Here is a 17613-nt window from a genome sequence, read left to right on the forward strand (position 1 = left end):
AGGAATTCAACAACAAGCCCGCATTCTGATCCGAAAACTGGCAGTCACTTTTCGGAATTCGCTTCAAAAGAAAACGTGCCCGGCGGGAGGCTGCCGGGCACGCCATCATTGGTTCAATCAGTGAACGGTGAAGTACTGGTCGGGATGCGACTGTACGTCGTCGGCACTGGTGTTCACGAGGGTAACGCTGTCGCCATTGCCGAGATCGACAACGACATTGCCACCAACCTGCGTGACGCGATCGGCAAGATCGTCCGCGGACGAAATGTCGAGGCCATTGATACCCTTCTGAATCTGAAGGATGTCCTCGCCAGGATTGAAGTCGAGAATGACGTCGTTTCCGCCGCCACCATTGAACAGGAACGTGTCGCTCCCGTTGCCCCCGATAAGGATGTCGTTTCCGGCGCCGCCATCAAGGATGTCGTTGCCGTTGCCGCCATACAGGATATCGTTGTGCGCGCCGCCATAGAGCAGGTCACTGCCGTTGCCGCCCTGGAGAATGTCATCTCCATTGCCGCCAAACAGCACGTCGCTGCCATTGCCGCCGCTCAGGACATCGTTTCCTTCATTGCCGTAAAGAATGTCATTGCCATTCTCGCCGAATAGGGTGTCGTTCCCCGTACCGCCGAAAAGAATGTCGCTGCCATTCCCACCGAAGATGGTGTCATTGCCATCCCCTCCGAAAACGAGATCATCACCGCCATGGGCACGGATGAAATCGTCAAAGCGGGAGCCGAACAACACGTCGTCGTAGGCGCCGCCTTCTAGAGTGGCCATCTGCTTCTCCTTGTGTTCCGTTGGGTTTCACAAGCCGGAATGCTCCGACCATTATGCTCGTAGTAGTCTGATACGTATCTTTGATAAATACAACATCGGAAAATGGTATAATTATAGAAATGCCGTGTAACAATTTATTACGGAAAATTTATATTCCAGAATTGTGAACTTCTTTTAAAATTACTTTTGTATCAAATATAATTTGTATTTGGATTATATTTAAGCGCAAATTGCTTCAAAATTTGAAACGTCACGGAATTGTCAAGAAAATGCCTGTTTTTCAAAACGATGCCGCCGCGCATCGTTTCCAATGCGCGGCGGCGATAGAATTTGAAATTGCGTACTTAATTCAAACTATACTGTAGAACGCATTTTCTAAATGTCCGGGTAAGAACGCGCAGTTTCGACCTTAATCCTCGCGGAATGCGCGGTTCAGACTGTCGGTGATCGGCGAAACAATATAGTCGATTGCGCGGCGTTCCTTGTGCACGATGATGACTTCGGCGGGCATGCCCGGATACATACGGGCTGTCGGATTGGCGGACAAAGAATCCGGATTAATCTCAGCGCGGGCCACGAAATAGGCCGTGTTGGTTTTGTCGTCGATCGTCTGGTCGGCGGCGATATAGGTCAGTTTGCCATCGAAGGGCGCCATGGACCGCTGATTATAGGCAGTCAGCTTGATCTGCGCCTTTGAACCCACCGCAACGCTGTCGATATCGTTGGGGCTGACTTTCATTTCCACCAGAAGCGGTTCATTTTCAGGAACGATATCCATGATCGCTTCGGCGGGAGAGATGACCCCGCCCGGTGTGCGCAGGCGAATATTGGCGACGATGCCGTCCTGCGGGGCGAGCACCTCAACGCGACGCATCACGTCTTTCGCCGCGATGATCTGCTCTTCCGCGTCAGAAAGTTCGACCTGACTGGTCGTGATTTCACCGGCAATCTCCGATTGCAGGTCGCTTTCAATGCCGGAAAGGGCGAATTCTGCGCCTGCCTTGGCTTGTTCGGCTTTGGCCTTGTCGCCGGTATATTCACCCCGGTCGCCCGCAAGCTGGCTCAACCGGGTCTCGATTTCGGTCAGCTTGGATTTCTGCGCAAAGCCTTTTTCGACCAGGCTGGCGATTGCCTTGCGTTGCTCTTCGATCAACGCGATCTGGCGGTCGGTGGCGGCGATCTGCGCCGTCGATGCCTTGGCCTGTTCGGTATATTGCTCGATGGTTTTCTGCTGAATATCGATCTTGCTACGCTTCTGGGTCTTCCGCTTTTCGAAGAAGATCTGCTCGGCGCGCATGGCATTTTCTGCGTTCTCGCCACCTTCCGCGAATTTATCGGGGAAGGTGATTTCGGTTTCACCGGCCTGCTCGGCCCGCAGGCGCGCCAGTTTGGCGATGAGGCCGATCCGACGGCTTTCCAGCGATTTCAGCTGTGAGCGGGCCTTGGTGGCATCGAGACGAAGCAGTGGTTGGCCAGCCTTGACCAGATCGCCTTCCTGCACCAGCAACCGGTCGAGAATGCCACCTTCCAGATGGCTGATCGTCTTGCGCTTGGAATCGACGATGACGGTTCCGTTGGCGACAGCGGCACTGCCGAGCTCGGCAGAATAGGCCCAGGCGAAGAAGCCGCCAAAAGCGACGCCGATAGTGGCGAGGCCCGCGATGATCAGGCGGCGCAGCGGAGACTGGTTGTCCTCGCGTTCCAGATCATAGGCCCATTCGGGTTTGACGCTGCCGAAGCGGGTAAGTGCCGTGTGGTCTGACGATTCTGCACGCGGCGCGAGCAAATTCGAAACACGGCGCGGAATGACGGATTTTCCGGTCATGAGTTTACGGCTCCTGCCTGCGGATTATTGTTGCCGGGCGTCAGCGACGCCACAACGTCGGTGCGCGGGCCGAACTGGGTGATACGGCCGTTTTCCAGCACCAGCAGCTTGTCGGCAACCTGCATGATGGTCGGGCGATGGGCGATCATGATGACAATGGCACCGTCGTCGCGCGCATGTTCGATGGCGCGCATCAGGGCGCGTTCGCCGATGGCGTCGAGATTGGAATTGGGTTCATCAAGCACGATCAGACGCGGGCGATTATAGAGGCAGCGCGCAAGGCCGATGCGCTGGCGCTGGCCGCCCGAAAGCGTCAGCCGCCCATCACCGACCGGCGTGTCGTAGCCGAGCGGCATGCGCCCGATCATCTCGTGCACATCGGCAAGACGGGCGGCTTCCAGCACACGATGTGGATCGCTGTCGCCCATGCGCGCAATGTTGTCCTTGATTGTGCCGTCCAAAAGCGAAACCGACTGCGGCAGGTAACCGGCGATCTCGCCGAACGAACCGCGCTCCCAAAGATAGACATTGTTGCCGTCGAGGAAGACACCGCCCGAGGTGGGTTTAACGATGCCGATCAGCAGGCGCGCAAGTGTGGATTTACCTGCAGCCGAGGGGCCGACGACGCCCAGCACTTCACCGGGCGAAATTGAAAAGGAGATGCCCTTGATGATCGGAACTTCAACGCCGGGCGCGGCATAAATCAGCTTGTCGATCACCAGATCGCCATTGGGGCGCGGCGTCGGCATGGTCTGGCGCACGGCGAGGTTTTCAGACAGGAGCGACTGAACGCGCTTCCAGCTTGCTATGGCGCTGACCCACTGACGCCAGTTCTCAACGATGCGGTCGAAAGGCATCAGCAGGCGACCGATGATGATGCTGGTCGCGATCATCGCGCCGGGGGTGATTTCCTGCTGCATGGCAAGCAGCGTACCGATGCCGAGCGAAGCAATCTGGATGATGAAGCGCGCTGTACGTGCAATAGACGACAGGGCTTTCACGCGGGTGCCGCCGAGGTCGAGCACTTCGAGCGCCTGCATCTGCACAGTGCGCCAGCGACGGGCGAGAGCAGGCAGCATGCCCATAGCCTCGATGACTTCCGCGTGGCGCAGGCTGCTACCGATTTTCGTCACGGCTTCGATATTGGCCTGATTGGCCTCCTGAATGAGATTACGCGTCAGGAGATCGGTCAACAGACCGCAGGCAACCAGAATGACGACCGCTATCACGCCGATCACGCCGAGCATCGGATGGAGCAGAAACAGGACGCCGAGGAAGATCGGCGACCATGCCGCGTCGAGCGGGGCATTGATGGCGGGCGAGGTCAGGAAGCCACGCAATTCGGTCAGGTCGCGCAGGGTCTGCGTCGCTTTCGGCAGCCCCTGATCGACCGAGGCCTGAACGGCGGCGGTCAACACGGCCAGGTTGAGACGGCGCACAAGCGCGGTGCCCATGGCCTGAAACGACAACGCCCGGATAAACTCCAGAACGCCGAATACGATCATCGCGCCGACCGCGAGAATCGTCAGCATGGTCAGTGTATCGAGACTGCGGCTGTTCAGGACGCGGTCATGAACCTGCAACATGTAGAGCGGTACGGTGAGTTGTAGCAAATTGATACAGGCACTTAAAAGCACCGCATAAAGCAGCCCTGACAGGAACACGCGCCGGGCCCGGTAAATTAGGCTTTTCGGCGAAATCCCCACTTCATCGGTGGCTTTTTTGCCGACGGAGCTCTTGCCATTTGGGTTCTTTTGGCCAGTATCGTTCATACGCGGTCTGCCTTGGTATGGTCACAGGTCGTGGATATCCCTAAAGAGAGTCACCCTTCTATCAGTATTATTCAAGTAATACCGCTCAGAATGTGACGGAAAAAAGTTATTACGGCGGGGAAATGCGAAAGGAGACAAGAAAATCTAATTGAAAATTTCTTCAAAATTTGAAGTAAAATTGAAAATGGAGAGTAAGAGATGCAAAAACTTCTGCACGAGGGAGTGGAAGTCGAAACATCAATTGACGGATACTCAGCCGTCGATTTTCCTGAAGTAACCGCCGAGAAACAGGAACGCAGAAATCCGGTGCATACAGTCGTTATTACACATTTCGAACTGGCCCGGATGATTGAAAGAGTGAACCGCCGCTTTGTGAGCCTTCTGAAGACGGAGCTTACCAAGCTGGGGGTAGAGGACATTGGCCCGGCACAGACGCTTGTTCTGATGGCGATCGGCGATGTTGAACTCACTGTGGGTGAACTACTGGATCGCGGGCATTATGTCGGGTCCAACATTTCCTATTATTTAAAGCAGCTTACCGATGGTGGTTATGTCGATCGTGTCGCCTCCCAGCGAGACAAAAGGTCGGCGCGCATTCGTCTGACAGACAAGGGCGAACGCCTTTGCATGAACCTGAGAAACGCCAGCAGGGACTATCATCATATCCTTGCTCGCGATGACGATGATCTTAGAAATCTCGAAATCGCATACCAGACTTTACACAGGCTGGAATTGCTGTGGGGCAACGCCGCACGGTATGGCATTTGATGTTGATCGACGAAAAACGACCAAAAATCGTACACGTTTTGTGACATGCATATAGCTTTTGTGCACAGACGTGGATTTGGTCAGTTCGCTGCTTTCGCCGGACATCTGGCCGAGAGCGGACATGATGTAAGCCTGATTTGCGAAACGGTGGACCGTCGCCTCCCTGCGGTCCGCGTCATTCGCCACAGAGTTGAATCTGGTCCTCGCACCGATGGTGCGATGGCCAGATATCTCGAGGTTCCGGATCATCATACCCGGATCGGTTACCGTGTCGCCGAAACGCTTGAAGCGATGGCGCGACACGGTCAACCGCCGGACATAGTCATCGGTCATATCGGCTGGGGCAGCATGATGTTCGTCAAGGACGTGCTGCCCTCGACGCCGGCGCTTGGCTATTGCGAATTTTTCTATCGGGCGCATGGTGCGGATGTCGGCTTTGCGCCCGACGACAAGCCTGATGTGGAGATGCGGAAGCGGCTGCGGCTTAGAAATATGGCGCAGCTCGTCACGCTTGAAAGCATGGATGGCGGTTTCAGCCCGACACACTGGCAGAAGAGCTTATATCCGAAGGCTGTGCAAAATCGCATCGCCGTCGTGCATGAGGGCGTCGATACCAAGGTTTTCTATCCCGACCGCCATGCATCTTTGCAGCTAACCGACGGTCGCGTTTTGAAGGCCGGAGAATCGCGCGTCATCACCTTCGTGTCGCGCGATCTCGAACCCTATCGGGGCTTCCCGCAGGCGCTGGAGGCCGCGGCGAAAGTCATTCGCCAGAACAAGGACGCCATCTTCGTCTTCGTCGGCGGAGACGGGGTCAGCTATGGAACGCCGCCGCCGGGTGGAGGATCATGGCGCGAACATCTGGTGTGCAATCACGACTTGCCGCCCGACAGGGTGGTGTTTCTGGGGGCCATCCCCCATGCAGATTTGCGCAAGCTCTACCAGATATCGACAGCGCATATTTATCTGACCTATCCGTTCGTGCTGTCCTGGTCGGTGATCGAGGCCATGGCGTGCGGCGCCCTCATCATCGGGTCCGACACGCCGCCGGTGCGCGAGGTGATCCGTGCCGGTCAAAATGGTCTGCTTGTTCCATTTTATGACACGGATGTGCTGGCTCAAACAGTGCTGGATATCCTAGCCCACCCCGATGCTTGCCTTCAAATGCGCGCGGCGGCACGCAGAACCGTCGAAAATCGCTTTCGGTTGTCGGAATGTTTACGTCAGCAAAAAACGTTGATCGACGCAGTATTGAATGTTCGATGAGCAGTATGTGGCGACAATCGGGCATTCAAGGGTTTGTTTTATAATATAATAGCCCGCAATTCTGCGTATTTACGACGTATAATGAATATAGATGCATATTGTTTCAAATTTTGAATTAAACCGCTTCCAATTATTCGCAATATTATCATATAGTTGATGCTATATCCCTGTTGACAATACATTGTCTGTATTTTCTCATTGTACTTGTAAGCCGAACCTCCCAATCGGCCATCAGACAATGGACGACTATGTTGAGCACACCACTTCCTGCGATCTCGGGGCGGAAGAACCGCCGCTATGCCATTGCTTCGATGCGTGATCGTGAAGCGCTGGAGGCGACTTCTCTGGGCGACGTGACTGCTTTCGTCGAAGGCGACGGCAAGCGTCTGCGTCTGGCGAATACATTTCCACTCATCGCGGTTGCCGCTTCCGATGAAGGCGCCCACGAACTGAACGCTATACTGCAGCAGCTTTATCGCATGCGCACCATACCGGAAGTGCCGGTTGTGCGCGTCGATGAGGCAGGGCCTGAAACCGTGCCCATGCTGGTGACCCAGCTGCTGGAAAGCAGTCTGGACCGCCTTGTCGGGCATGTCAGCAAGGTGCATGCAGAACTTGCCATGCTGCGACGTGAGCGCGAAACGATGTTCGAGAACTATCGCGCTATCGAAGACGCCTTTCATGCGCGCAACTGGGATTCTTCCACCGAGATATTCAGCCACGCGCCTTTGGTCGATCCCAAGGACGAAGGCTTTGCGCGCCTGCTGCGCGAATCTGAAATCGAACAGCTTTTCCCGGTGTCGAGCTATGCCGTGTCGGGCTTTGCGCTGCATTTCCGCGATCTGCCCGCCAACCGTAACGGTCAGCTGATCGTCACCCTGGACTATCTCGAAAACGGCGAGGGTATCGCCGAATGGCTGGTGCCTTATGGCACGCTGCATTCGGAGTGGAACTTCTTCTCGCTCCCGAAAGCCTGTGACGGCAGCCATCGAACGTTGCGGCTTCGCATCGCGGCGACGGGCGGCGTGCCGCCAGAAATCTCGCTGGGCAATGTGATCGCCAATGAGCGCTATGCCGCGCGTGCGCGCATTCCGCATGCCGATCTCGACATGCGCCCACTGGCGCTGCGGATTTTCACCGGTCTGCCGGGTGTGCGTCCGGCATCGCTGCCAAACGCCATCGTGCCGACATCGATGATCAACGGTCGCAAGGTGGATGATTACCGTCTGCCGATTGAATTGCTGCGCAATGTCACCAATGTTTCGGTGACACCGCTTACGCCGGATTTCCCGACGGTACGTTTTCTGGAACACGAAGACGCTATCGGTTGCCACCCGCTTGCAGAGGGGATCACCGCCGCTGCCATCCGCCGCGTGGTCGCGCCGGGGACCGTGCGGATTTCGGCCCGTGCTGTGATCGATCACCCCGAGGGCCAAGCTTGCGCTGTCGGTCTGCTGCTCGTCAATCTGGCATCGGATGCGCAGGAAGAAATCGGTGCGCTGGCTTCCATGGACCGGCGGCGTTCGCAGGTGCTGTTCAGTGGCTGGTCGGAAGTGGCGCCCAATCGTCCCATCGACATCAATTTCATGCTGGAAGAACCCATCGACCGCACGATGGACCTCATCGTGCTGAGCAAGGCGGCAGGCGATTCCGTCGATTTCTCATGGCTGAAAGTGTTCAACTTCCGGCTGGTCAAGCACATCGAAGCCAGTCCCGCCCAAGAGGTGCTGAAAGAGGCCGCGAATGTACGATAGATCGAAGGATTTGATCGTCATCGCCATGCCGCTCTACGGCCATGCGGCGCTGGCGCTTGAGGCACTGGAATCGATCCTCGCGTCACAGACCGTGTTCCGCACGCAGATTGTTGTGTCGGTCGATGGCGATCCGCGCCGCGAGGTATTCGACAGTCTGGCGCTTTATTCCGCAGCCCATCCGAATATCCATGTGATATTCGGCGAAAACGCCGGCCCGGGCGGCGCGCGCAATCGCGCTGTTGAATACATTCTCGACGAGATGCCGGACGTCAAGGCGGTCTATTTCGTCGATGCCGACAATCGTGTGCAGCCGCACACCATCGATACGCTTTACCGCAAGCTTCTCGCGTCGAATGCGGGCTGGGTCTACACGAATATCGATACGTTTTCGGTCAACTGGCGTGCCCATTATGGCGACAGCTATTCGCGGCTCATCCACTGCATCACGGACAATATCTGCGATACGGGGTCGATGATATCGGCGGATGTGTTCCGCAGCGGTGTGCGCTTCGATGATGACCGCCAGAACGGATTTGAAGACTGGGAATTCTGGCTTTCGGCGATTGAGGCAGGCTTTGTTGGTACGCCGTGCCATGACACCGGCTTCGAATATCGTCTGCGCGCAGAAAGCCGCTTCAAGGAAGCCAATCGCGACCGTTCCGGTTCGATCAATTTCCTGCGCAAGCGACATAAGGCGCTGTTCCGTCGTCCTACTCTGGTTGGTTTCGAGCATGAGGAATGCCCGCGCTATGGCGTCATTCGCGCAGGCGAGGGAACCGTCAGTTTCTTCACCGATCCGAGCCTCGGTGCGACCGATCTCAAATTCGATGATGCGATCCGGGCCTTTTGGGGCAGTGTGTCGGAACCCGATAATTTCCATTTCCCGCCATTCCTCGCCTCATCCAATACCGAGACGCTGAAACTGCTGGCGCGCTCACGCTTGTTCCCGAACATTCTGTCGCGATTGGAGAAGCTCGCTGAGCAGGCCAATATCGTTTTCGTGGAACTGACGAATGTCGAAAACGAGCGGCGGATCGATACGGAAATCATGCCATCCGGTACGCGACAGCCGCATGCTGATCTGATTTTCGTTTCGACCCGACTGATCCGGGACATTATCGAGAACGATGCGCTGAACTGGTTCGCCTCGCTCGGCACGCAGCAATTGTGGCCCACATCGGCGCGTATGAAAGTGCGCTTTCCATTCCCGCGGGTGCGCCAGCGTCGCGCTTTGTCGCGACCGGAACAATCCATGCTCAATCTGGTCACGTCGATTGCCACAAGCCCGCTCAAGCAGAGCGCGGCAATGCGCTGGACGTGGCGTCCGCGCCGTCTGCCCGCTTTGTCGGACATGTATCAGGTGCTGCGTGACGAGCTGGGCGGCGGGCCTGTCCTGCCGCTCGGCCATAATCCAGCGAAGAAAAAGACGGCTGCCGTTCTGGTTCCGAACGCATCGTTTGGCGGCGCGGAAAAGGTGGCCTATGCCGCAGGCCGCGAATTGAAGAATCAGGGCTTTGAAACCCATCTCTTCGTCCTCGGCAATGAACGCATGGACGTGCTGGACGAGTTCGACCAGTCCTTCGATTATCTCCATTTCTGGAAGGATGGTATTCCGGCCTGGGGCGATACGAACCGTTTTCTGGGGCAGGATTTCATCACCGAGGATCATCCGCTCGACTGGAGCATTCTCCGTGGTCAGCTTTCAGGCTTCGATCTGGTCGTGAACAACCACGTCATGGCCGCACATCCGCTGATGGGCAAGCTTCGATCCGAGGGAACGCGCACGGCCTGTTATCTCCATGTGGTGGACGAAACGGTCTTCCGCCGTCAGGCTGGACAGCCTTATGCGGCCATCGCCTTCGAACATGCCTATGATGCGTTTCTCACCTGTTCGGATCAGCTGAAAATCTACCTGCACAGTTTTGGCGTGCCGTTCGAGAAAGTGTTCTCGGTGCCCAATGGCGCCAGCTTCTCAATCGATGCGAAGCAGCGCGCGCAGGTGACAGCAGCCCGCAAGGAAGGCCGAAAAGGCCGACCTCTGCGCATCCTCTATATGGGCCGCCTTGACCGCCAGAAGGGCATCGACCGGCTGCACGACGCGATCATGAAGCTGCGAGAGCAGGGCATTTCCTTCGACGCACAGGCAATTGGTGGAGAGATTCTGTCCGACGATCCGAGCGCATCCTGGATGACGAAGCTGCAAGAGGCGGGCGTTCGCGTGTCGCCGCCGGTCTTCGACGGCAAGGACATCGCAAACCATCTTGCCTGGGCCGATGTGCTTCTGATGCCTTCCCGTTGGGAGGGCGCGCCATTGATGATCGCGGAAGCGCAACAGCTTGGCTGTGTGCCGGTTGCAACAGCGGTCGGTGCGGTTGACGAGCTCATTAATCATGGCCGTGACGGCATCCTGATCCGCAATGGCAATGATGCGCAGATCGTCTCCGACATGACGCGTATCCTGACCATTCTTGCGCAGGACAGTGACGCCTTGATGCGCACGGCCGAAGGCGCGCTTGCCTCGGCGGCGCACCGCACATGGAGCGCTGCGTTTTCCGACTTCACGGACTGGGCCAATGAAATCAGCCCTGTCTATCCGAAATCCCGGTCTTCCCAGCCGGACGTTGCAGATGATGCCAGCGCGATTGCCGTTCTCCCCGGCCGCGCAGTTGCCTGATCATACCAGAAAGGTCGACCTATGAGCCGCCCAGCCAACCCACGAATTCTCGTCACCGGCATTCCGAGCCATTTGACCCGCCTCATCCAGCGCGCGGACAAAGCGCAGGTTTATTATTCGGAAAAGCAGCGGGATTCGGAATCCAAGGATAACTTTATCCAGGAACTGAAGAACATCAGCAACACGGGTAATTATCTGATTGGAGAGGGCGCCATGACCGCCCTTCTGCCATCTGCAAAACATGTTCCCTTCTGGCATCTTTATAACTGCATCAATAACGGGACTGGTCTCGAAGAGATCAACAAGGAATTCGACATCTGCGTCTTTACCTGCGCCAATCTGTTGCGCAAGGGCCTGTCAGCGGATGCTGAAGCACTCGTCCTGTCCAAGCTCGACATGCCGGTGGTGATGCTCGGTATCGGCATTCAGAATCGTCCGGACATTGAAGGTGAAGACGGTCTGCCAGCAGGCACGAAGAAGCTTCTCGAAGTCCTGAAATCCCGTGAGCATTATTTCCTCACGCGCGGCGAGAATGCCGCCGGTTATCTGCGCGATCAGGGCTTTTCCTATGTTCGCCCGGTTGGCTGTCCGTCGCTCTATTTCCGTCCCGACAATATGCGCAAGGCAATCAGCCGCTTGCCGGATGTGAAAGTGGGCGAGGGTCGCACCGTCTTCACCGGCTATATGGGCGCGGAACTGGAAACCATCGGAGACATGAATGCACTTAGTTCCGATGATGGTCGTTCGGCCTATGTCGTGCAGGATGAGCTTTTGCATTTCGACATGCAGCTTGAGCCAGACGCCAATGGCCGCGCCTACGATTCGACCACAGGCGAACTGGTCGGCCCGCTCACCTATAAGGGCTCCGGCGATCTCAAGAAGAAGATCAGCGTTCACGCTTTTCTCGACACCAATCAGTGGCGTGCCTGGTGCTCGACCATGGATTTCTCCTTCGGTCGCCGTTTCCACGGCAATGTCATTTCCATGCAGGCTGGCGTGCCGAGCCTGATGGTGGCTGTCGATGATCGCATGCGCGAAATGCTGAATTTCTCCGGCCTGCCGAAGATCGACGCCCGCGATCTCAACGCCGCCAACGACCGGCGCGCATTCGTGAGCGATCATATTGCGGCGATGAACATCCCCGACGTGATCGAAAAATATTCGGACCGCGAACGCAACTTCCGAAGCGCCCTTTCAGAAATCGGCATTGGATAGCTCCCAATCCACGAGCCGTTTTATAACTCCAGCGAAGATGGATCATCATGCGCATAATGATTACCGGCATTCCGTCATATTTGATGCGGACCGTCGAAAGTGTTTCCGGGGCGAGCGTGAAGCATCGCCCCTATTTCGAACCTATCCGCACGAAGAAGGATGTGATCGATCAGGTCAAGAAGATTGCCAATACAGGTAATTATCTTATCGGTGAGGGCGCAGCCAACGCCGTGCGCGGCCACGACGTGACCTATGTTCCGTTCTGGCATCTCGCCAACAGCCTCAATTCACCGGACACCTATGCAAAGCTCAATGAGAGCTTTGATCTTTGCCTGTTCGCCTCGGCGAATCTCTTGCGCCCGGGCTATGCGGCAACGACCGAATCCTTCGTCTTTGAAAAGCTGAACATGCCGATTGTCGTCATGGGTATCGGTATTCAGAAGAAGGAAAATCTGAAGGAAGAGCTGCCGGAAGGCACGCGCCGCTTCCTTGAAATTCTGCGCCGCAAGGAAAGCTTCTTTCTGACCCGTGGCCATTTCACGGCGGAATTCCTGAAGGATGCGGGCATGAAATATGTCCGTCCGACCGGCTGTCCATCGCTTTATTATGCACCGGACCAGATGAAACGCTCGCTGAGCCGTCTGGCTGATCCAAGCCTTGCGGACGCGCAGAAAATCTCTTTCGGCGGCTATCTCGGCAGCGTTGCTGATACGATTGTGGACGCGCATGCGCTGCTCGAAAAGGACAGTGTCGCAAGCTATGTCCTTCAGGACGAAGTGATCGTCTACAACATGAACATGGCGGGTGAAGACCACTCCGAAGCCTATGATCAGGCGGCAAGCCGCATCACGGCGCCTGTCGAATACAAGCATATGGAAAAATGGCAGCGCAAGAATGAGCTGCTGGTGTTCTTCGATACGCACAAATGGCGCAGCTGGATTTCCAGTCAGGATTTCGGCTTGAGCCGCCGCTTCCACGGCACGATCATCGGCATGCAGTCCGGCATTCCGGGGCTGATGATCGCCGTCGATGACCGAATGCGCGAAATGCTGGGTTTTGTCGGTTTTCCGCATATTGATGCCAGCGTGTGGAACCGTGAACCGCAGAAAAAGGCTTACCTGCGCGACTTCCTTTCGAAGATCGATGTGCCCGCCGCCATCAATCGTTATTCGGAATGCGAAGCCAATTTCAACGGCGCGCTGAAGGATATCGGTATCCGATGAAACTGACGGTCAGGAGCACCGGGGGCAGCAAACGGGCAATTGCAGCGCTTTTGGGTGCTGTCCTGCTCAACATCGTGCCGAACGGTGCTCTTGCCGATACGCGCTTCGGCGTCAACCGGGTCAATATGGCCTGGTTGCCCGCTGGGGAGCGCGAACAGATCTTCGACCAGATGGTGAAGAATGGCGTTGTTGCCGTGCGGCTTTCGCTGACGCGGCCAATCGACCAGAGCATTGATGCAGTGCGGCTTGCGCATGAGAAGAAGCTCGCAGTCCTGCTGGAAGTTTCGCTGAACAATGTGGACTTCTATCCGGAAGGCACAAAGCCGCGTTCAGGGCGAGGCCGTATCTGGGACATGTACCGGCTATCGGATATTGATCCGAAACGCTTTCAGACAGCGATTGGTGATGCGTTGCAGAAAATCGACGCGCTTGGCGTGAAGCTGATCGGTGTCGAGACCGGCAACGAAATCAACTGGGGCGCCTATAATGGCGATCTGGCCATTCTGCCGAAGGAAAAGACAAAGACCGCTCGCTCGCTGAGCGAAATGGAAGAACTGCCTCTCGTGGAGAAGGGCGCGGAGAAATATGTCGAACTGCTGCGCGTCGTTCGTACCGAACTGGCGAAAACCAGACACAATGCGGGCGCAAAGGTGGTTTCAGCGGGGCTTTCGGATATCCCCTTTGCCGACGCAGATCGACGCGGGATCGATACGGTCGATCCGGCGGCCTTCACCGATCTTCTGAAAAAGCACGGCCTCGATACGGTGGCCGATGGCTACGGGATTCACATTTATCCCGGCAGCAGTGGAACGCGGGCGGCGCGGGCCAAGCATGTCGATAAGGCGCTTTCCTTCTGCGGCGGTGCCGATGGAAAGCCGTGCTGGATCACGGAATGGGGCTTTGCCAACAAATCCAAGGCCTGCCCGGCAGATGACAATAACCGCCAGCAACTGGTCGAGAAAGCGCGGGAACGCTTTCGCCAGATGATGGATAGCGGCCAGATCGCGGCTGCTTATTATTTCGATTGGGATGAGGGAAATTACGGCGTCTGGCGCTGCGGGGCTCTGACCCCTGCAGGTCAGGCCGCAACGGTGACGAAATGAAACTCAAGACTGTAATCATTGGCGGTTCCAACACCGTCATGCTGCCCGGCTATCTGCCGACCCTGCTTTCAACCATGGCGCGACGCGGGGTGGAGTTGGATATCGTTGCCGATCTGGCGGTCGGCGGTACGACGAGCGCGCTCGGTCTTTATCAGCTGAAGATTTTCGAGCAGCTGGAAGACTGCGAATTGCTGCTGATCGAATATGCGATCAACGACGCTTTCGTCTATGGCGACGAGCGCAGGCCCTTCCGCCATTGGGCGCGGTTCTATGAAGGGATTATCCGCTATGCATTGGAGCGCAATCCGAACCTGCGTATCGCAACGCTCGTCTTCGGTGCGCGCAACGGGTCTTTCCTCAATTCGGTTCCGTCTATCGATGCGGGCATCAATTACATCTCGCAATGGTATGGCACGATCTGCGCCGATGTTTCGCGCATGCTGATGCAGCAATATGGTCGCGATGCCGTGACCAACCCGTCTTTCTATCTCGATCAGGGGCATTATTCGCGGCCCATCGCCACCACCATCGTCGCCAACCTGATTGCTGATGTGCTCGAACCGGCGCTCTCCGCGCCCCATCGTCCAAAGGCGCTTCCCTTTGCAATCGATCCCGACCACTTTGCCAATGCACGCGCCTTAAGTGGCGAGCAGCTATGCAAGCGGCTGGGGCGTGTTCCGGTGGAATATAGCAACCGCCGCTTTTCCATTTCCGCCCTGAACCTCGGCAATGAGCGTATGCGCTTTGAAGTGGACAACGGCCAGTTGCTGGCGGTCGGCTATGTCTGCGATCCACGCATTCCGCCGCTCGATGTCAAGATCCGCGACGAGCTGCACCGCGCAGCGATGATGAAGGGTGGTGTGCGCGACGGAACGTACAAGTTTCTCGTCTCCATGCTGAGCTTCGAATTTCTCTACGGCACCAATCTTCTCGACGCGCGGGGCAATGTCGCGTTGACGCTTTCCGGTGCGGATAGCGATGTCGAACACAAGCTGCATGTGCCGAAGGATAGCGTTCGTCAGGATGAACTGCCAGCCGAACCTGTTCTGCCGATCACCGGCATATTGTTTTCCGGCAATCTGAAAGTCATGTCGCTGGAGAAAAAGACTGAGGTTCGCGAGGTCGTCGCGGAAGCGGCGCAATAAGCGCTATTCCACGAAAATCTTCACGCTTGCCGCGCGGCCTGCGGCGTCGATCACGGTCAGGGTCGAGTAGCCCGTGCCGTCCGGTTGCCATGTGGCGGTGCGGCGGCGTTCCGGCTCTGCCACGGGCTTGCCGTTGGCGAGCCAGCGAAACGGTGCGCGCCCGCCCTGCAATTTCAGCACCAGCGGCGATGCGGTTTCAGTCAGTGCTTTTAACTCCACATGCGCGCCATCGGGCGGAAAAATGATGCGCGGTGCGGGTTCGGTTGCGGCTTTCAGCACAGGGAGCGGATCGCTCGCCGACGAAAACCGTGTCTGCGTAACAGGCAAATCGGCACGGGCCGTGCGGAATGTTCCGGCTGGCGCGCGCGGCAATGGCACGGAAACCACGCCCGACTTGACGAAAGCATCGAACAAAATTGGCGCGGCGGATGCATAACCGGCAAGCCCTGGCACGGAACCGCCATCGGCGCGCCCGACCCAGACGCCGAGAACATAACGCCCGTCATAGCCGACCGACCATGCATCGCGATAACCATAGGATGTGCCGGTCTTGTAAGCGAGGCCACGGCGGGGTGCCCCTTGAGGAGGCACGACACCGGCCAGAATATCGCCGATCTGCCATGAGGCTTGTTCTGTGAGAATAGGGCCGGACGGTTGCGTCGGCTCTGCCATTTCGGTTCCGTCGCGCAAGGCGGCTCCACGTCCGCCATTGGCAAGGCCGGTATAAAGCTGCACCAGATCGCGCAGGCTGATCCCGGCGCCGCCAAGCCCGATGGCGAGACCGGGTGATCTCGTTCTTGGGCAGTTGCAGGCTGACACCCGCCTGCCGAAACCGCGTGGTCAACCGGGCAGGACCGATAGCGTCCAGCAGGCTGACGGTCGGGACGTTCAGCGACATTTGCAGCGCCTGACGGATACTGACATCGCCCTGATAGCTCATGTCAAAATTGCGCGGGCGATAACCGGCAAAGTCCTGCGGGCGGTCTTCGATGATGGTTTCCTGCGCAATCATGCCCTGTTCGAAGGCCAGCCCGTAGATGAATGGCTTGAGCGTCGATCCAGGCGAGCGCACGGCGCGCGTCATGTCGATCCAGCCTTGCCGTCTGCCATCGAAATAATCCGCGGACCCGACTTCGCCGAGAATATTGCCGTTGCGGCTATCGGCCAGCACCATGGCCACTGACACTGTGGGTCCAAGTTTTGATGCCGCCTCGCGGGCCGATGCTTCGAGACCCCGTTGGACGGATTTCTTCAGCGTCAGTGTGTGGCGGGCTTCTGTCGGCGCTTTCTTGAGCGCCAGATCTGTAAAGTGTGCCGCAAGGGCGGGTAAAGCATGACGGGCGGCGGAGATCGCCTCGCGCTTGCCGCGTTCGGCTTCGTCGTTGGTCAGAACATCGGCCTGAACCATTCGCGTCAACACGCGATCACGCGCCATGCGTGCGGTGCTGGCGGCGCGGTCCGGACGACGACGTTCCGGCAATTGCGGCAGCGCGACGAGCATTGCGGCTTCCGATGTGGTGAGCCGCAGTGGCTCCTTGCCGAAATAGGCAAGCGATGCTGAGCGCACGCCTTCCAGATTGCCGCCATAGGGGGCAAGTGTCAGATAACGCTCTAATATCTGGTCCTTGCTCAAACGGCGCTCGATTTGCATGGCGCGGGCAAGCTGGCGGAATTTGGAGCCGAAGCTGCGGCTTTCGCGTGGTTCGATGAGCCGGGCCAACTGCATGGAGAGGGTGGAGCCGCCGGACACGATGCGTTGGTTGCCTGCAAGCTGCACCGCTGCGCGCGCCAAGGCCCAGAGATCGATACCGCTATGATCGTAAAAGCGCTTATCCTCATAGGCGATCAGCATTTTCACGAATTTCGGATCGACATCTTCAATGCGTGTATTGAGACGCCAATAGCCGTCCGGTGTCGCATAGGCGCGCAACAATTCACCGTCACGGTCCATCACTTCCGTGGAAATGGTCAGGCGTTCAGGCAAGGGTGGAGGAAAAGCGCGGTCGAGCCAGTCAAGGCCGACCGTCGCAACGGCGGCGATGCCGAGAACTACGGCACCGCCAATTGCTATTTTCCAACGCCGTTTCATAT

At 57.2% G+C, this 17613-nt stretch carries 11 protein-coding genes and 1 pseudogene; 8 read left to right on the forward strand and 4 right to left on the reverse strand.

Annotated elements, in window-relative coordinates; translation table 11 throughout:
* Positions 1 to 117: 117 nt before the first annotated feature.
* The 3 genes from QLQ11_RS13600 to QLQ11_RS13610 form a co-directional block, all read right to left on the reverse strand.
* Positions 118 to 777, reverse strand: coding sequence for a calcium-binding protein (locus tag QLQ11_RS13600; protein ID WP_109367448.1), 660 nt, complete (start codon positions 775 to 777; stop codon positions 118 to 120).
* 409 nt (positions 778 to 1186) lie between these two features.
* A complete protein-coding gene (locus tag QLQ11_RS13605; protein ID WP_109367447.1) occupies positions 1187 to 2602 on the reverse strand; it encodes an HlyD family type I secretion periplasmic adaptor subunit in 1416 nt (471 codons plus the stop codon).
* Complete coding sequence (locus QLQ11_RS13610) at positions 2599 to 4374, reverse strand: type I secretion system permease/ATPase (RefSeq protein ID WP_109367446.1); 1776 nt, start codon at positions 4372 to 4374, stop codon at positions 2599 to 2601. The genes QLQ11_RS13605 and QLQ11_RS13610 overlap by 4 nt, the downstream gene beginning before the upstream one ends.
* 198 nt (positions 4375 to 4572) lie before the next feature.
* Between QLQ11_RS13610 and QLQ11_RS13615 the strand changes: the two genes are divergently transcribed.
* The 8 genes from QLQ11_RS13615 to QLQ11_RS13650 all read left to right on the forward strand — a co-directional run bounded on the left by QLQ11_RS13615 (position 4573) and on the right by QLQ11_RS13650 (position 15522).
* Positions 4573 to 5142 carry a MarR family winged helix-turn-helix transcriptional regulator gene (locus tag QLQ11_RS13615; protein WP_109367445.1) on the forward strand — a complete coding sequence of 190 codons (570 nt, stop codon included), beginning with the start codon at positions 4573 to 4575 and terminating at the stop codon, positions 5140 to 5142.
* A 45-nt stretch (positions 5143 to 5187) separates the two neighbouring features.
* Positions 5188 to 6408: a glycosyltransferase family 4 protein gene (locus tag QLQ11_RS13620; protein ID WP_109367444.1), complete on the forward strand. Its 1221-nt coding sequence runs from the start codon at positions 5188 to 5190 to the stop codon at positions 6406 to 6408.
* 248 nt (positions 6409 to 6656) lie between these two features.
* Entirely contained in the window at positions 6657 to 8162 is a 1506-nt protein-coding gene (locus QLQ11_RS13625; protein WP_109367443.1) for a DUF6212 domain-containing protein, read from the forward strand.
* Positions 8152 to 10836, forward strand: a complete 2685-nt coding sequence (locus tag QLQ11_RS13630; RefSeq protein ID WP_121538819.1) for a glycosyltransferase — start codon at positions 8152 to 8154, stop codon at positions 10834 to 10836. Before QLQ11_RS13625 ends, QLQ11_RS13630 begins: the two co-directional genes overlap by 11 nt.
* 21 nt (positions 10837 to 10857) lie before the next feature.
* Positions 10858 to 12051, forward strand: a complete 1194-nt coding sequence (locus QLQ11_RS13635) for a polysaccharide pyruvyl transferase family protein (RefSeq protein ID WP_109367441.1) — start codon at positions 10858 to 10860, stop codon at positions 12049 to 12051.
* Between the two features lie 47 nt (positions 12052 to 12098).
* Entirely contained in the window at positions 12099 to 13274 is a 1176-nt protein-coding gene (locus QLQ11_RS13640) for a polysaccharide pyruvyl transferase family protein (RefSeq protein WP_109367440.1), read from the forward strand.
* Positions 13271 to 14377 carry a glycosyl hydrolase gene (locus QLQ11_RS13645; protein ID WP_235858989.1) on the forward strand — a complete coding sequence of 369 codons (1107 nt, stop codon included), beginning with the start codon at positions 13271 to 13273 and terminating at the stop codon, positions 14375 to 14377. Before QLQ11_RS13640 ends, QLQ11_RS13645 begins: the two co-directional genes overlap by 4 nt.
* On the forward strand, positions 14374 to 15522 hold the full coding sequence (locus QLQ11_RS13650) for an SGNH/GDSL hydrolase family protein (protein WP_109367439.1): 1149 nt from the start codon (positions 14374 to 14376) through the stop codon (positions 15520 to 15522). Before QLQ11_RS13645 ends, QLQ11_RS13650 begins: the two co-directional genes overlap by 4 nt.
* Before the next feature lie 3 nt (positions 15523 to 15525).
* On the opposite strand, the pseudogene pbpC reads toward QLQ11_RS13650, so the two are convergent.
* Positions 15526 to 17611, reverse strand: a pseudogene (pbpC, locus tag QLQ11_RS13655) (penicillin-binding protein 1C).
* Positions 17612 to 17613: the final 2 nt, after the last annotated feature.

This window comes from Ochrobactrum sp. SSR (genome assembly GCF_030067775.1).
Classification (GTDB): Bacteria; Pseudomonadota; Alphaproteobacteria; order Rhizobiales; family Rhizobiaceae; genus Brucella; species Brucella teleogrylli.

Excerpts from the sequence above, each read along its gene's own strand:
- QLQ11_RS13650 (WP_109367439.1), top strand. The coding sequence starts at position 14,374 with ATGAAACTCAAGACTGTAATCATTGGCGGTTCCAACACCGTCATGCTG.
- QLQ11_RS13640 (WP_109367440.1), top strand. The coding sequence starts at position 12,099 with ATGCGCATAATGATTACCGGCATTCCGTCATATTTGATGCGGACCGTC.
- QLQ11_RS13625 (WP_109367443.1), top strand. The coding sequence starts at position 6,657 with ATGTTGAGCACACCACTTCCTGCGATCTCGGGGCGGAAGAACCGCCGC.
- QLQ11_RS13635 (WP_109367441.1), top strand. The coding sequence starts at position 10,858 with ATGAGCCGCCCAGCCAACCCACGAATTCTCGTCACCGGCATTCCGAGC.
- QLQ11_RS13630 (WP_121538819.1), top strand. The coding sequence starts at position 8,152 with ATGTACGATAGATCGAAGGATTTGATCGTCATCGCCATGCCGCTCTAC.
- QLQ11_RS13645 (WP_235858989.1), top strand. The coding sequence starts at position 13,271 with ATGAAACTGACGGTCAGGAGCACCGGGGGCAGCAAACGGGCAATTGCA.
- QLQ11_RS13620 (WP_109367444.1), top strand. The coding sequence starts at position 5,188 with ATGCATATAGCTTTTGTGCACAGACGTGGATTTGGTCAGTTCGCTGCT.
- QLQ11_RS13610 (WP_109367446.1), bottom strand. The coding sequence starts at position 4,374 with ATGAACGATACTGGCCAAAAGAACCCAAATGGCAAGAGCTCCGTCGGC.
- QLQ11_RS13605 (WP_109367447.1), bottom strand. The coding sequence starts at position 2,602 with ATGACCGGAAAATCCGTCATTCCGCGCCGTGTTTCGAATTTGCTCGCG.
- QLQ11_RS13615 (WP_109367445.1), top strand. The coding sequence starts at position 4,573 with ATGCAAAAACTTCTGCACGAGGGAGTGGAAGTCGAAACATCAATTGAC.
- QLQ11_RS13600 (WP_109367448.1), bottom strand. The coding sequence starts at position 777 with ATGGCCACTCTAGAAGGCGGCGCCTACGACGACGTGTTGTTCGGCTCC.